The organism is Sedimentibacter acidaminivorans, assembly GCF_017873955.1.
Classification (GTDB): domain Bacteria; phylum Bacillota; class Clostridia; order Tissierellales; family Sedimentibacteraceae; genus Sedimentibacter; species Sedimentibacter acidaminivorans.
In genome coordinates, this window is the sequence record NZ_JAGGKS010000004.1 from 233363 (window position 1) to 250515 (window position 17153).

Genomic DNA, 17153 nt, shown 5'->3' on the forward strand with positions numbered 1-17153 from the left:
TAATTTTATAATTTAAATTGTTTGCTAAGTACTTCGAATGCATATTCACTATCAATCTGTGAAATAATACCTCCAGTATATAACAAATATTTTTCGTCGATTAATATCTTTGGATCATTTGGTAAAAGAGAAATTCCTTTATCCTTTAACGCATTTTTTATGATGTTCTTGCTTTCTTGTGGTGTTCTATAAGCAAATATGCCACCGACACCTATTATTGTTCTTACATTTCTTAAATCTCTTCCTACAGGCATACCTGGCGAAACTCCTGTTATGGGATCAGCTACAGTTGAAATATATCCCGAATGCCTTTTTAATGCAACTTCTACTGCTGTTTCTGCTAGAAAAGTATCAAACATGTACTCTTTATCATTTTCTGCTATATGCATTGGATTTTTTTCCATGCTTTCGCAATAATTCACAAACTCTTCTAGAAGCTTATCATCTTTTATTCCTCTTTTATGGAATATTGTCTTTGGATTTACTGTATCGATTATACCCATAGCACTTACACGCATTCCTAAATTACCTTCAACAGTTCTATATGAAATTTGTTTTTCATTACTTACTATTAAGCCTATTTCTTCGTCTTCAAGATTTTCAAGACCTGGTATTACTGAGTGCACGTCAGTTGTAGCTCCACCTAAATCAACTACTATTATGTCTCCTATTCCCTTTTCAAGGTATGTTCCTTTTGCTAAGAGCTCCGAAGCCATTAGAACAGCACCTGGAGTAGGTATAATTTTGTCATTTGTAATCTCTTCTTGTAATATGCTTAAACCCTGTGCCTTAGTAATTTGTTTTATAAATTCTCTATGAATTACATCTCTAGCTTCATCAACTTTTAATTGATGAATAGTTGGCATGATATTAGGAACTCTAATATGTGATATATTTCCTTCTTTTAATATCCTTGCAACTTCAACTTGAGCGTTTATGTTTCCTGCTATTACAACAACGCATTTCACTTTACTCTTAACTACTAAATATGCATTTTCTATAAGTGAAGACTCGTCACCATAATCAGTTCCACCTGCTAAAAGTATGATGTCAGGATTTATTTCCTTTAAAATATCAACTCTATATTCAGGTTGATCTTCATTGGAAACTATTTCAAGTATTTTAGAGCCTGAGTTCATTGCTACTTCTTTTGCTGCCTTGGCTGTCACTCTTGCCATATATCCTATGGCAACCATTCTTAACCCTCCAGCTGCACTACTAGAAGAAAGCACATGTTTGGCTTCAATCTTTTCTTCGCCTAGAAGCTCTTTCATCTTATCTCGACCAGCTTTTATTCCTTGATAAACATTATCTACTGTTGTAGGCGACTGAACAGTAGCCATCAACTCACCATCTTTAAATAGTCTTTGCTTTGTATAAGTACTCCCTATATCTATTATTAGGTAGTCATAGTTACTCATGTAATTACCTTCCTTCGACAGTATAACAAGTTCCTTCCATTATCTTTCTAGCTGTCCTACTTATAGCTGCCTTATTTAATTTCCAAGCATCCCCTACTTTACTAGCCAAAGCGTCTACTGTTATTACGCCTGCTGGATGACCTATTCTAAGAACACTGTCTTTTCCTCTGTTTTTTGCATTCATTGCTTCATTTACAATTGTACCTTCAATTCTTGCTGCAGCACCTGTACAAATTGTAGCTGTTCCTGCATAAGTTTTATGAACAACTTGCATAAACATCAATCTTGAAACAAAATCTGTATCATTTTCATTTATTTTCTTGCCTTTTGTAAAATCACTGTAGTCTTGCGCAGGAGAAATGAAAGCTATCATTGGAAATGCAGGTATTTCTTTAACAGCATCTTTCCAATCACTTACTAAACCCATTAATACTGCACCTTTTCCTCTTATTTCTTCTAATGTAGCTAACAGTTTTTTGTTTTCATCAATTTGTGATGGAGTTTCTATTCCTGTCAAATTCAAATCTTTTGCTCTTAAAAATACAACTGGGTTTGCAGCATCTACTAAGGAAACTTCTATTTCACCATATCCAGTTACATCTATTTTGTCTATAGTATTTCCTGTTGGTAATAATTTTCCTGTTGATGATCCAGCAGTATCCGAAAAATCAATAGTAATTTCCGAACCTGTTCCAGGAACTCCTGCTATGCTATAATCACCGGTTACTTTAGCTTTACCATTTTCTACTTCTACTCTTTCAACTAATATTTTACCTGTATTTGTGTTGTTAACTCTAACCGTTGTATAAGGTTCTTCAACTTTCACAAGTCCTTGATCTACTGCAAAAGGTCCAACACCAGCAGATATATTTCCACAGTTTCCTGAATAGTCAATTTTTGGTGCAACATATGATACTTGAGCAAATGTATAGTCTATATCTGCATCTTCTCTAGTTGCGGGTCCAATAATTGCTAATTTACTAGTTAATGGATCTGCCCCACCTAAACCATCTATTTGTCTAACATCTGGACTTCCAAATACTTTTAATATTAATTCATCTCTTTCTTGTTGGTCTTTAGGTAAGTTTTCTTCTTTAATAAAAATACCTTTACTTGTACCCGCCCTCATAATTACTACATGAGTTTCTCTTTGTTCCATTATAATAGTTCCTCCTCAATTTAAAGCTAATAATTATTTTACTATTTATTTTTTTTATTAGCTAAACTTTCATCTACCCATTTTACAAATTCATCAAGATCAGTACCAGGTCCAAAGAATTCATCAACACCAAGGAAACCTGCGCCTTCATCTTTGATTTTCTTTTCAAACATAGCATGGTCTTCTTCTTTTTCAGCAATCCTTCCACCAGCAATTACTAAAACTTCATCTCTTAGACCAAGCTCCTTTAATCTACTTTCTACTCTTGGGAATAATGTCATTCCTAATCCAAGTAGATTACTTACTCCTACTACACTAGCCTTAGTTTCTGCAACTACATCAGCTACTGTTTCTGGCAAATTCATACCTCTTAAAAATATTACTTCATATCCAGCTTTTTGAAAAGCTTCCTTAACCATGTTAATTCCAACAACATGAGCATCTGCTCCTACCGTTGCTAATACTACCTTATCTTTTTTTGTTACTACGTAATCTTGTGGCACTTCAACATCTTCCTTAGTAACTGGCATATACTTCTCATCTACCCCTAATGGAGTATAGTTTGGAAGATATCTTCTGATACCATCTTTATCTCTATGAGTTTTAACAAACCTCTTAAGATCCCATCCACCAGCTCTAGGTGTATCAAGAATACCACTCTTACCTGCTTCTACAATTAAATCTATAAGTTCATGCTCATCATATTGATTCCAGAACTCCACATTTATATCTTCAGGTTTTAACATCTTGTCTTTATTTAATGCTGCGGTTAATACTGCCATTGCTTCAGCTTTGATTTCTTCTTTTCTTTCATCTATAAATGAATCATGAATATCTACTTTATATGTTCCTTCAAATACATTTTGTGAAGCCCATATAGCTTTAGCCATTGATTCACCTGTAGGAATTCCTACATTTTCTGCAGCCTTAGGTCTATAGAAGTTAGCTCCTGCAAGTTTTGCAGAAACTGCCATTCTAGCAAAATGTGCTTGCTCTGCTATAAGATCTGCTGGTGGATTTTGGAATGTTTCAGGAACAGCTATAATAAATTCACTCCATATAGTTTCTCTAAAAGCTTTAACTAATGCTAAATCAGCAAGAATATTAATTCCAGCTACATTCATTTGAATAGCGCTTAATGCTCTGTCCAATCCAGCTTTAACTGCTAATCCTTCAGATAATAAACACATAGCTAATGCCATACCATCTGTACCCATAATGTTGTTTATATGCTTATGAGTATCAAGTTGAACAAATATATTATTTTCTGCACATATTTGAATTGCCTTAAGTCCATTCACTACTTTTGTTCTAAAATCATGAATTCCTCTTCCACCAAAGTGAACGTGAATAACTGGTCCTAAATCTGTACCATCAAATCCAGCTATAAGTCCATTTAATATATTAATATGTGTTGTATCACCTGTAGCATTTATTCTTATTGGATGTTTTGAGCCTCCGCCCATTTGAACGTATTCTCTTTCTCCAGCAGGTGTAATTCCACCTTTACCTCTTGATTGTTCAATTAATTCTATTCCATCAAGCGGGTCTATATGTCTTGTAGCTTCAGAGTGTACAAAATGGAATAATGTTGTTCCATGTTTTTCAGCCATGTCATACATATATTGTGATTCCTTATATGTTTCTTCAGCACTGTTTCTTCCAAGTATAGGATTTAAAATAGGATTTCCAGTTTTTACAGCCTGTCTTCCAAGTTCAGCTATTCTATAACCACTTCTAACTACACCATTAACTTCTCTTGGATAAGGATCAGGCAATCCTTGAACATCTCCATTTTCATCAACATATGGCATTTTTACTCCAAATGCTTTTTCATATGCTTTTATTCTATCAATATCTTCTTTGATGATTCTTTCTGTATTTGGTCTTGCTTTAGCCATTATAGGGCACCTCTTTCAACTAATTTATTTCTTACTTTATTAATCAAGCCACCTGCTTGTAAAGTTTCCAGTGTAGTTTCTGATAAACTATTAAGAACATATTTATTTTGTGTTCTAAGATTTGTTATTGTACTGTTTACTAAATCAACATCAAATTCATCATCTTCTTTTGATTCACTTTTTATTTTATCTATATATTCACAAACTACCACAGGAAGACCTATATTAATAGCATTTTTTCTAAAAATCCTTCCAAATGACTTAGCAATTACAGCTCCAACTCCTGCACTTTTTAAAGCAACAGGAGCTTGTTCTCTACTTGAACCACATCCAAAGTTATCATCTGCAATTATTATGTCACCTGATTTTACAAGATTTGCAAAATCAGGAATAATACTTCCGCAAAGTGCTACTTTCTTAAGCTCCTCAACTGGATATGACATAGCATATCCAGGGAGAATTTGATCAGTATCTACATTTTCATTTAACAAAAATGCTTTCCCTTTTATATTACCCATTTTATTAACCCTCCAATGGAATTACAGTTCCAGGACTAGTTATATATCCCATTACTGCACTTTCAGCTACTGTTCTAGGTGAAGCTAAATATATTTTAGCTTCTTTATGTCCCATCCTACCTGGGAAATTTCTATTTGTAGTGGATATAGCTACATCTTCTTTTGCAAGCAACCCTTGGTGAGCTCCAAAGCAAGGACCACATCCTGGATTAGTAACTATTGCTCCTGATTCTCTAAATATTTTAGTTAACCCTTCTTCTTCCATCCTATCTAATATCTTTTTCGAAGCAGGTACTATTATCATATTTACACCTTTATCAACTTTTTTACCTTTTAACACCTCAGCAGCTACCTTCATGTCAGAATATCTTCCATTTGTACAGCTTCCAATAACAGCCTGATTAATTTTCTGACCCTTAATCTCACTAATAGGTTTAACATTTCCAGGTGATGAAGGGCATGCTGCAACTGGAACTAAATCTGAAGCATTTATACAATACGTTTCTTTAACTTGACCAATCTCTTCTTCTCCTTGGTCTATATAACCTATCATAGCACCCATTTCAATCATCATATTTGCTATAGTCATCTTCTCATCATTTTTCAATCCAAGAATAGTGCTTCCACTAAATATTACTGCTTTGTCTATAAAACCATTTGTTCCAAATTTTCCTATAACATATAATATAATATCTTTTGCATATACACCAGGAGATAATTCTCCATCAATATTTATAAGATATGTTTCAGGAACTTCTAAGTCAATCTCACCAAGTGCCATAACAGCTGCCATTTCTGTTGATCCAACTGGTATTGCAACTACTCCATAAGCTCCAGCTGTACAAGTGTGAGAATCTGCACCTACTATAATATCACCTTTTTTATATAGGTTTTCTTCATGCACTATTTGATGAATAACCCCTTCTGCTCTTCCATAAATTTTTGATCCATATTCATTACAAAACTCATGTATTGCTCTATGTTGAATTCTTGAGTCTACTGAGGAACATGGAATATTATGATCTAGTACAAATACTACTTTTTCTTTATCATAAACTTCTTTAACACCAATTTTATTAAATTGTTCTACTGCTATAGGGCCAGTAACATCATGAGCTATAACTAAGTCAACTTTTACACTTAATTCTTCACCCACTTTTACAACTTCTTTATTCGACTTTTTAGCAATGATTTTTTCTATAATATTCATTAACTTCACCTACTTTCTATTCTTCAATTAGAACGATACCTAATTTATTTGCTACATCAACAGCGTCTTGTCGGGATGGACTTGCATCTCTAAGAACTAATCTTCCTCCACCTCTATTCAACGCATCTACCATGTATGTCCCTTCATCAGTATATATAGTAACTCTTTGAACTTGATATTCTTCATCCTTAACTATTTCTACTTCAATTTTTTCTTTTTCAACAAGTTCCATTACTTCCTTATACATTTTACCATCAGCCGTAGATGAACCATAAACAGCGCCCATTAATACTCCAGGAACATTTATTCCTCTACGAGCAAATAATTCAGGATAAAGCTCTATTTTTACTTTATTAATTTTACCTTTTGTTAAGAAGTGTGCTATTCTTCCTGTATTTGTTGGAGAACCAACGGCTTGGCTACTTCCACCTACAACAGCTTCTCCCAAAGTATTAGTGATTGGTCTAGAACCTTCTGCTAATCTTTTTGCTATTTCTTTTGCTTTAACAAGTGTTTTATCAATATTTTCTTTTTCTTCATCCTTAATTGTTTGATCTATAAGTTTTTCTACTGGTTCTTTAGTTTTAAAGAATGGTTGCATAAATTCTACTACAGTAGGAACTATAGTTTTTCCTGAAATAGGATGAACTTCCGTTGCCATAGCTAACATTACATCAATAGGTACATTAACCTCTATGTCTGTACGTACTGCTAATCCTGCTGACATTGTACCAACTAATATAGCGCCTCCAATATGTGTTGCACAAAGTGCTGGAACCATAACTCGAGGGGTACATGGAACTGCTATTGTTGGTGAAATCGCCATAACCATTGCACGTTCTGTAGCTTTTGGACTTCCTTCATACAACTCAACTGTTGCTGCTGCAACTGCTGCCGCACCAGCTCCAAAGCCCTCCATGTTACATCCTGTTGTAATTTTTCCTACTCTGAACATTGAACCAACTTTTAATAATATTGCTGCAACTTCTGCTACTTTAGTTCTTTCATATCCTGTATCAAACATAGCTCTTATAAATCCAGTATATGGACATGAATCACCAGTACCAGCACATGGATTTAATCCTAAGCTATGGTTGCCTGTTTGCGCTGCAATAGTATTTACCAAAGCTCTATCAACAAATTCATCTTTAAATAACTTTGTTCCTTCAATATTATTTAATTGTGCTGCAGTAGTTCCAAGTAACAAACTACTTCCAGTAGTCAATCCTATTTCTACAGCATTTAAATTATGCTCAAATTCTTTTAATACTTCTTCTAATATTTCCTCTTTTGTTTTTCCTGTTTGAATTTCTGTCTCTGCTAATACAACATCAACGAATCTTAATTTGTTTTTATCTGCTATTTCCACTATCTCACTTAGTGTCAATGGCATTTTTTCTTTAATCATATCTGTGATGTTCATAACTAAACTTCCTCTCTTACTTCAATATTTCCCAATTCTTCATATACTTTTATTACTGCTGAAATATCTTCAGTACCTAATCCTTTAGCTCTTGCAACTTCATACATTTGTTGAGCTACATTTCCAACAAGTAATGGCATTTTCAAATCTTTAGCTGTATCTACAGCAAGTTGTAAATCTTTATATTGTAAATCAGTAGAAAAACCAGGTGTAAAATTGCCTTTTGCTATAAAGTTTTTATACTTTGCAGTTAATGCATATGATGATCCAGAACTTTGACTAATAATATCATACATTACTTCAGGTTTTAGCCCTGCCTTTACACCTAATGCAAGTGCTTCTGATACTGCTACCATATTAATTCCTAATAAAAGGTTATTTACTAATTTCATTGTATCACCTGCTCCAATATCACCAACATGAGATACTTTTGTACCTATGCAACTCAATACAGGTAGTGCTTTATTAAATGTCTCTTCATCTCCGCCAACCATAATTGTTAAAGTACCTTTTTGTGCTCCAGCTAATCCACCACTTACCGGCGCATCTAATACCTTTACACCTTTTTCACTAGCTTTTTTAGCGATGTTTTGTATAGTTTTAGGCGTTATACTACTTAAGTCAATATAAATAGTACCTTCCTTAGCGCCTTCTAAAATACCACCCTTGCCTGTAACTACACCTTCAACTATTTGTGAATTAGGAAGAGAAGTAAATACTATATCTGACCCCGAAGCTACTTCTGAAGCACTCTGTCCTTCTTCTGCTCCCATTTCCTTTAATTCATTTACAGCATCTTTGTTTAAATCAGAAACTTTAAGATTATAACCCTTTTTAATTAAATTAGTAGCCATATTTTTACCCATAACTCCTAACCCTATAAAACCTATTTTCATTTTGTTTCCTCCTATTTTTTATAACATTATATTCTTTATTATACATTATATATTTATAGCAATTTTCATGCCAACTTCACGCCCTGTTTAACAGGGTAAAATAGCAACTGTTTTACCCTTAATGTTTCAAAATTGAAATGCTTTTTCTAAAATATTCGCTAAAATAGAGAGAAAAGCAATTCTAAAGCATTTCAAATTTGAAACGAATGTTCAGTTTTGAAATGCTTTAGAATTACATAAAATAGAAGCGTACATAGTACACTTCTATTTTACTTGAGCACTATTTAAATTTTTATTTACTAATAGCAGCTAAAAGATTGATTAATACGAAACTTTCCAATTATTCCAAATTCAATTTTAGGTCGTTTTCTTTAATCCAACCTTTTTTCCTCATAAAGTTAGCAATTATTGGAGTAAGAACTACTGGTATAACAATATATAATAACAATATACCTATCCACATCATTCCGCCACCTTTTCCAGCTGCTTCCATCGCTGGTATAGTTTCGATAATTCCTACTAATCCACTAGTTCCCATTCCTGAACCAATTGGGCTATTTTCCATTTGGAAAATCATTGTTGCCATTGGTCCTGTAATAGCCCCAACTAACATTGGAGGTATCCATATTTTTGGATTTCTAACTATGTTAGGTACTTGCAACATTGATGTTCCTAATCCTTGAGATGCAATTCCTCCCCAACCATTTTCTTTATAACTCATTACTGCAAAGCCTACCATCTGAGCACAACATCCTGCAGTTGCTGCTCCACCTGCTATTCCTGTTAAACCCAGCATCATACAAAGAGCAGCACTACTAATAGGTAAAGTTAATGTTATACCAACTATAACTGAAACTAACACTCCCATTATGAATGGTTGTAAAGTTGTAGCATACATAATTAAATTACCAGTTGCGGTCATAAATGCACCAATAGCAGGTCCTACCGCTGTTCCAACCAAAACTCCGACAATAATTGTAACTGCAGGAGTAATTATTATATCAATTTTAGTTTCTTTTGATACAATTTTACCAAACTCAGCACCTAATATTGCTGCTATAAAAGCACCTGCCGGTCCTCCTAATGCATTTCCTGCTGTACCAGTGATTGCTGAAGCAAATAATACTAAAGCCGGGGACTTTAATCCATAAGCAACAGAAACACCAATAGCTGCACCTGTCATTTGTTGAGCTATAGGCCAAATAGTTTCATTTAAGAATGGAATATGCAACTTAACGCCTATAGTTTTCATTATAGTACCAATTAACAACGATGCAAAAAGACCTTGTGCCATTAAACCTAGAGCATCAATTAAATATCTTTGAACCGAAATTTCAATATTTTTTCTTTTTAAAAACTTTTTGAATTTCGTCTCATTTTTTACTTCGTTTTTTGTCGTTTCATTTTTACTCATTTTCAAACCCTCTTTTCTTTAATTTTGTTTTTCGCTTAATGCCTCTATTATTTTTCTAGGTGTGACAGGAACCTCAGTAAACCTAACTCCAATAGCGTCATAAATAGCATTTAAAATTGCGGGTGCAACTGGTATTAAAGCTGGTTCACCTACTCCTTTAGCACCGAAAGGCCCTGTTGAAGTTGGGTCTTCTACAATTATTGGATATATTTCTGGCATATCCATAGCTGTATTTATTAAATATTTTGAAAATCCTGGGTTTTTTATAGCTCCCTTTTCTAACTCTAATTCTTCTAATACGGCAAAACCAATCCCCATAGCACATCCACCTTCTATTTGTGCTTCTACCATCTGAGCATTTATGGCCTGACCTACATCATGAGCTGCAACAATTTTTAACACATCCACTTGACCTGTATCTGTATCAACTTCTACTTCAACTATATGTGTTGCAAATGCATAACAAGCATAAGGATTACCATGCATATCGACAGGATCTAACGATGTTGTATCCGGATTAAAGGAACCACTTCCTAATGCAATTTTACCTCTTTTTTTCAACTCTCCCATTAATGTTAAAAAGTCCATTTGTTTTGATTCATCATTCTTAACAAAAACATTATTATTCTTAATCTCAACTTCATCTTGTTCAACACCAAAAGCGTCTGCAGCTACTTCAACTAAAATTTTCTTCGCCACTTTAGCAGCTTCACAACATGCATTACCTGAAATATATGTTTGTCTACTTGCTGATGTAGCTCCACCTTCTGGTGTAACTCCAGTATCAGCAGCAGTTACATTTACAGCTTCATATTTAACTCCTAATGTTTCAGCTACTATTTGAGCCATAACAGTCGATGAACCTTGACCTATATCAGCACATCCAACTAAAGCCGTTACTGAGCCATCACTATGCACCTCTACAAAAGCTGCAGCAGGATTTGGCAAACCAGTATTTCCTATACCATACCACATACAGCCTATTCCAGTACCTTTTTTCTTCATCCTACTTCACCTCTCCTTCATTGAAAATAACTTCTTTTGATTTTTCCACTGCCTTTTCAATGGTTTCAACTATTCCTATACTATCATTTAACTTTTGATTTGTAGGAGTACAGTCTCCTACTCTCAATGCATTTTTTAATCTTATTTCTATAGGAGACATTCCTATCTTTTCAGCAAGTGCATCCATTTGTCCCTCGTGCGCTATTGCTGCTTGAGGAACTCCAAACCCTCTATACGCTCCAGCCATTGGATTGTTAGTATATACAAAAGTAGCATCTATTCTTACATTTGGTATACGATACGGACCGCTTATATGAGTCATCGCTCTAGCAACAACAGCTGGACCATATGATGCATATGCACCAGTATCTGATGTTAATTTAGCTTCATAAGCAAGTATTGTTCCATCTTTTTTTGCCCCTGTCTTAACCTTCATTTCAATAGGGTGCCTCTTAGAAGAAACCTTCATAGAGTCCTCTCTATTTGTAACAATTTTCACAGGTCTTCCAGTATAATATGACAGTAATGCAATATGACATTGTACTGATATGTCAAGCTTACCACCAAATCCTCCACCAGTAACCGCTTGTATAACTCTAACTTTATTCTGTGGCATATTTAAAGTTCTTGCTACTTCTCCCCTGTCAAAATGAGGATTTTGAGTTGAGCACCAAACACTCATTATTCCATTTTCATATTTAGCAACACCAGCTTCAGGTTCAATAAACATATGCGCAACATAATTAGTTTTATAAGTATTTTCAACTATAATATCACACTCTTTAAAAGCTTCATCAACGTCACCCTTTATAAGATGTTTTTCTTGAAGGACATTAGTTTTACCATGAACTTTACGTGACTCTTCTTTTAATGCATCTTCTATACTGAGAATTGGTTCTAATTCTTCATATTCTACTTCTATTAATTTCAAAGCTTCTTCAGCAATTTCTTTAGTTTCAGCTGCAACTATAGCTAGTGCATCACCTATTCTTCTTATATTATCATCAACTAGTACAGGCTCATCTTTGATAATAATACCTATTCTATTTCCTCCAGTTATATCTTTATAAGTCAACACTGATACAACACCCGGCAAAGCTTTTGCTTTGCTAACATCTACATTTTTTAAAATAGCTGAAGGCACTTCGCTTCTCTTTACTGCGCCATAGAGCATATTTTCAAATTCTATATCAGCCGCAAATTGTGCTGTTCCTAATACTTTACTCAACGAATCTTTTTTCTCAACACTTTTACCAATTATATTAAAATTACCCATTTTAATTCCTCCTTTCATTTACTTATCTCTAGCTATTTCAACTGCTTCAACTATTTTTTTATACCCAGTACATCTACATAAATTACCAGACATAGCTCTTTTTATTTCATCTTTACTAGGTTTTGGATTTTTCATAAATAAAGCTTTCGCCGATAGAATCATACCTGGTGTACAAAATCCACATTGAACCGCTCCTGCTTCCATGAAACTTTCCTGTAATTTATCTAACTCTCCATCTTTAGAAAGTCCTTCTAGTGTGATTACACTGCAGCCATCTACTTGTGGTGCTAAAACCGTACAAGAAGTTACTGTTATACCATCTACTATAACTGTACATGCGCCGCATTCTCCTTCACCACATCCTTCTTTTACACTTTTCATGTTTAAATCTTCTCTTAGCATATCTAATAATCTTTTATTTGATTCAACTTCTACAACAATATCTTCATAGTTTAAATTAAAACTTATCTTTACCTTACTCATTTATTTTAGCCTCCTACTTTATATTATTTAATTTCTAAATCTGAAAGGATGCTTTCAAAAGTTGTTTTAGCAATACCTTTAATGCTTTTGCTTTTATACTTCGCACTATTCAACCTACGTAATGATCCTGGGGATCCCTCTACAATTGTCTTATAAATAGTTGTAGACATGTTATCTATTAATTCATACAAGTTGTCTCTATTTATTTCTTGTCCAATTATTTGATTTTCTATTTCATATAACCTGCTAGGATGTCTAGAAACAGCACCTAAAACAAATTGTGCTTTTGTACATATATTAGATTCATCTTTTTCTAACAAGGCTCCCATACTCATAACAACTATAGCCAAAGCTTTTCTTCTACCTAATTTTGTAAATGCTGTTGCTGTATTTTGGTTTGGTTCATCAAAAAATATTTCTGTAAGCAACTCATTTTTTCTTATTTTTGACTTTCCATTGTCATAAAAATCTATAAGTTTCATTGTTCTTTCTTCATTTTTACTTTTCAATACTACACTTGCATCTAGTGCAATTAATGCAGCTACAGAATCAGCCGCAGAAGAAGAATTTACAACATTGCCTCCAACTGTACCTAGATTTCTTATTTGTGTAGATCCAATTTCTCTACATGCAACAACAAGAACCTTAGCTTTTTTATTAAGTAACTCATCACTTTCTATTTCACTAAAAGTCATAGTTGATCCAAGTTTAATTAAACCATCTTCACATTTTACATATTTTAGTTCTTGCAACTTATTGATATTTACAATTTCATCTGGCTCTATACGACCTTTGTTAATATCCAAAACAATATCAGTTCCGCCAGCGATAATATGCGTATCATTATTTGCATTTTCTAAGATATCAAGCGCTTCAGAAACTGTTTTTGGTGAAAAATAATCATATCTTTTCATAATTTTCCTTCCTTTTCAATATTTTCTTCCTTTTAAAATTTCCACTAAATTAAAGTTTGAAAAATAATTAACTTTTAATTTTAAATTTTCAACAACATTATCTCTTGCAATAAGCTTGCCAAAATTTAAGTTACTTTTATTATTAACAATTTTCTTGCAAATATATAATGAAAATTAGTATAAAAGGTTGTGTTTTCTCAATACCCCATCTTTAACAATGCTAAACTTAATTATACCTAAATAATTATACAAATAATAAAAATAAAAAAAATATTTCATAGTTGAAACACTTTTTTTATTTTTACTATTTAATTGATATTTAACAAGGTATTTTATATTTCAATTTTGTAATGGTGCATTTCATTGTTGAAATGCTAATCAATCCCAATATTATACTGATTAATTTTTCTCCAAAGAGTAGTTGTACTAATCTTTAGATAGTCAGCCGTCTTTGATTTTATTCCACAATTTAGCTTAAGAGCTTTTTCAATAATTTCTTTTTCATATCCTTGAAGCATTTCATCAAGGCCACTTCCATTTGCATCATCATTACTTATTTTATCTCGTATATTCCTAGGCAAATGTTCCACTTTTATAATTCTTTCATTTCCAATTATATTAAATGTTTTTTCTATACAGTTCATAAGTTCTCTTACATTACCTGGCCAGTTATAATTAATTAACACATTTAATGCAGATTCATCTATTCCTTCAACAAATTTTCCAAATGTGCGATTCATTTGTTGAATAGAATTCTGTATTAAAGTTGGAATATCTTCTTTAATATGCCTTAAAGAAGGAATATGTATATCCAAAACATTTAATCTATAGTATAAATCTTGTCTAAAACTACCTTCTTTTATTAATTTATCTAGATCCTTATTTGATGCTGAAATAACACGAATATCCAGTTTTACAGTCTTTGTACTACCTATCCTTGTAACTTCTCTTTCCTGAAGAACTCTCAATATCTTTGATTGTAGTTCCAAATGCATTTCACTAATTTCATCTAAGAACAATGTACCTCCATTAGCTTGCTCAAATGCTCCAACTGACCCTCCTTTTTTTGCCCCAGTAAAAGAACCTTCTTCATACCCAAAAAAATTGCTTTCCATAAGGTTTTGTGGAATAGCGGCACAATTTATTGGTACAAAAGGCTTATTAAATCTACTACTAGCATTGTGTATTGATTGCGAAAACATTTCCTTACCCGTACCTGTTTCGCCAAAAATCAATACATTGGAATTCGATTGAGCTGCAATATATGCAATTTCTTTGGCTCGCTTCATTTCTATACTATTACCCATTATATCAGAAAAATTATACCTTACATTTTGATACTTTTTCATCTCTTTTAAAAGCTTTTGGCTCTTACGCACTTGGTCTTCATTATTAAATCCAAATCCAAAATAACGATCTATTGGTATCCTAACAGCACTAGCACCACTTACATAATTAGATTCACCAATAATTGGTTTTTGTTTTTTCATTGCCTCACTAGCATGTTTACTTATTTCACCTAAAAATTCTGTACTTTCTTCTCCATTTGAGTTAACAGAAGCCATCCTTTTACCTTCTTCATCAAAAACTACTGCTTCTCCACCAGCTACTCTCGCAATAAAAGGTAGTGCTTCAATAAGTGAATTTCTTAATGTATTACTATATCTTACCCGTTCAACATTGCTACAACATATTACATAATCTCCAAAAGGAATACACCATGTTTCAGCCCCTGCCTCGAGCTGAGACATACCGTACACAGCATGTTTTTTTTCTGCTGTTTCTCTAGCTAAATCAAAACAAACCCCTTTTAACCCATCTATTTCTTTACCAGATGAATCAACAGTCTTTATTCGCTCTCCATTTTTATTGGTTAGAGTAGCATATCCAGCAGTTACTCTTGCTACAATAGGAAGTGCATCTAAAAGCATCTCTGTTATTTTATCCATAATAAGGAATTGTCCTCCTCATAAAATATTTGTACTTTACACTAATTATTATTTTATTTATTAAATATTATTTATATTCTAGTTTCTTACTATATCACGCAATTACAAGCGAGTCAACCCAGAAAGAACTCAGAATTAGAATACTAAAAAGCAAGGTTAACAATTTTCATTGTTAGCCTTGCTTATATATTATAATGCTTTTAAACTAATCCTTGTGCCATCATAGCATCTGCAACTTTCTTAAATGCAGATAAGTTTGCACCTGCTACTAAATTGTAGCCTAATCCAACTTCTTCAGCAGCATCTCTTGAATTATTATGTATATTTACCATAATATTTTTAAGTTTTTCATCAACTTCTTCTGCTGACCATGAGTATCTCATAGAGTTTTGGCTCATTTCTAATGCTGAAACTGCAACACCACCAGCATTAACTGCTTTTGAAGGAGCAACTACTACGCCACTTTTTTGAAGATATGTTAACGCGTCATTAGTTGTTGGCATATTAGATACTTCTACATAGTATTTAACTCCATTTGCAACCATTTGTTCAGCCTCTACCATAGTTACTTCATTTTGAGTAGCACATGGCATACAAACATCAACTTTTTCATTCCATGGTTTTTGTTTAGGGAAGAATTTTACTCCATATTTGTCTGCATAATCTTGTACTTTATCTCTTCCTGATGCTCTCATTTCTAACATAAAATCTATCTTTTCACCTGTTATTCCATCTGGATCATATATATATCCATCTGGTCCAGAAATTGTAACAACTTTACCACCAAGTTCATCTATCTTGCATACAGTTCCCCAACATACGTTTCCAAAACCAGATAATGCAAAAGTTTTTCCTTTAACTTCTTCTCCAAAATGTCTAAATACTTCTTGTGCAAAATATACAGCACCATATCCTGTTGCATCTACTCTTCCTAAGCTTCCGCCAAATGATATTCCTTTACCTGTAAGTACTCCATTTTCATAAGCACCTTTTATTCTTTTATATTGTCCAAACAAATAACCTATTTCTCTTCCTCCAACACCTAAATCTCCTGCTGGAACGTCAACATCTGGTCCTATATGTCTATATAATTCAGTCATGAAAGCTTGACAGAATCTCATTACTTCAGCATCAGATTTTCCTACTGGATCAAAATCTGAACCGCCTTTACCTCCACCTATAGGAAGACCTGTTAAAGAATCTTTAAATGTTTGCTCAAATCCTAAGAATTTCATTATACCTGAATATACTGTATGATGGAATCTTAATCCTCCTTTATATGGTCCTATAGCACTACTATACTGTACTCTGAATCCTCTATTAACTTGTACTTTTCCTTTATCATCTACCCATGTAACTCTAAAAGCTACTTGTCTTTCTGGCTCAACCAATCTTTCTAACAATCCTGTTGCTTCATACTCAGGATGTTTTTCTATAGCTGGTTCTAGTGAATATAAAACTTCTTCAACAGTTTGAATGAATTCTGGTTCTCCTGGATTTCTTTTTTTTACTTCTTCTACTACTTTTTCGATATAAGCGTTCATCTATTAACCCTCCAAAATTTATAAATAGTAATCCTATTGC

Annotated in this window: 14 protein-coding genes; all 14 read right to left on the reverse strand. The window is 33.3% G+C overall.

Going from position 1 to position 17153, the window contains the following annotated elements:
* Positions 1–5 precede the first annotated feature (5 nt).
* Positions 6–1421: a glutamate mutase L gene (locus tag J2Z76_RS08525; protein WP_209511613.1), complete on the reverse strand. Its 1416-nt coding sequence runs from the start codon at positions 1419–1421 to the stop codon at positions 6–8.
* A 4-nt stretch (positions 1422–1425) separates the two neighbouring features.
* The gene (locus tag J2Z76_RS08530) at positions 1426–2580 is read right to left on the reverse strand and encodes a 2-methylaconitate cis-trans isomerase PrpF family protein (protein ID WP_209511614.1); all 1155 of its coding nucleotides are present in this window, start codon (positions 2578–2580) and stop codon (positions 1426–1428) included.
* Positions 2581–2621: 41 nt separating this feature from the next.
* A complete protein-coding gene (locus J2Z76_RS08535) occupies positions 2622–4481 on the reverse strand; it encodes a cobalamin-dependent protein (protein WP_209511615.1) in 1860 nt (619 codons plus the stop codon).
* A complete protein-coding gene (locus J2Z76_RS08540; protein WP_209511616.1) occupies positions 4481–4999 on the reverse strand; it encodes a LeuD/DmdB family oxidoreductase small subunit in 519 nt (172 codons plus the stop codon). The genes J2Z76_RS08535 and J2Z76_RS08540 overlap by 1 nt, the downstream gene beginning before the upstream one ends.
* 4 nt (positions 5000–5003) lie before the next feature.
* Positions 5004–6209, reverse strand: coding sequence for a 3-isopropylmalate dehydratase large subunit (locus tag J2Z76_RS08545; protein WP_209511617.1), 1206 nt, complete (start codon positions 6207–6209; stop codon positions 5004–5006).
* A 16-nt stretch (positions 6210–6225) separates the two neighbouring features.
* Positions 6226–7632 (reverse strand): serine dehydratase, encoded by a 1407-nt coding sequence (locus J2Z76_RS08550; RefSeq protein ID WP_209511618.1) that lies wholly within the window; start codon positions 7630–7632, stop codon positions 6226–6228.
* Between the two features lie 2 nt (positions 7633–7634).
* Positions 7635–8528: an NAD(P)-dependent oxidoreductase gene (locus J2Z76_RS08555; RefSeq protein ID WP_209511619.1), complete on the reverse strand. Its 894-nt coding sequence runs from the start codon at positions 8526–8528 to the stop codon at positions 7635–7637.
* A 340-nt stretch (positions 8529–8868) separates the two neighbouring features.
* A complete protein-coding gene (locus tag J2Z76_RS08560) occupies positions 8869–9942 on the reverse strand; it encodes a PTS sugar transporter subunit IIC (RefSeq protein WP_209511620.1) in 1074 nt (357 codons plus the stop codon).
* A gap of 18 nt (positions 9943–9960) precedes the next feature.
* Positions 9961–10947 carry a xanthine dehydrogenase family protein molybdopterin-binding subunit gene (locus J2Z76_RS16845; RefSeq protein ID WP_209511621.1) on the reverse strand — a complete coding sequence of 329 codons (987 nt, stop codon included), beginning with the start codon at positions 10945–10947 and terminating at the stop codon, positions 9961–9963.
* 1 nt (position 10948) lies between these two features.
* Positions 10949–12223: a xanthine dehydrogenase family protein molybdopterin-binding subunit gene (locus tag J2Z76_RS16850; RefSeq protein WP_209511622.1), complete on the reverse strand. Its 1275-nt coding sequence runs from the start codon at positions 12221–12223 to the stop codon at positions 10949–10951.
* 18 nt (positions 12224–12241) lie between these two features.
* On the reverse strand, positions 12242–12706 hold the full coding sequence (locus J2Z76_RS08575) for a (2Fe-2S)-binding protein (RefSeq protein WP_209511623.1): 465 nt from the start codon (positions 12704–12706) through the stop codon (positions 12242–12244).
* 23 nt (positions 12707–12729) lie between these two features.
* The gene (locus J2Z76_RS08580) at positions 12730–13620 is read right to left on the reverse strand and encodes an FAD binding domain-containing protein (RefSeq protein WP_209511624.1); all 891 of its coding nucleotides are present in this window, start codon (positions 13618–13620) and stop codon (positions 12730–12732) included.
* 374 nt (positions 13621–13994) lie between these two features.
* Entirely contained in the window at positions 13995–15569 is a 1575-nt protein-coding gene (locus tag J2Z76_RS08585) for a sigma-54 interaction domain-containing protein (protein WP_209511625.1), read from the reverse strand.
* Positions 15570–15769: 200 nt separating this feature from the next.
* Positions 15770–17113 (reverse strand): NADP-specific glutamate dehydrogenase, encoded by a 1344-nt coding sequence (gene gdhA / locus J2Z76_RS08590; protein ID WP_209511626.1) that lies wholly within the window; start codon positions 17111–17113, stop codon positions 15770–15772.
* Positions 17114–17153 lie beyond the last annotated feature (40 nt).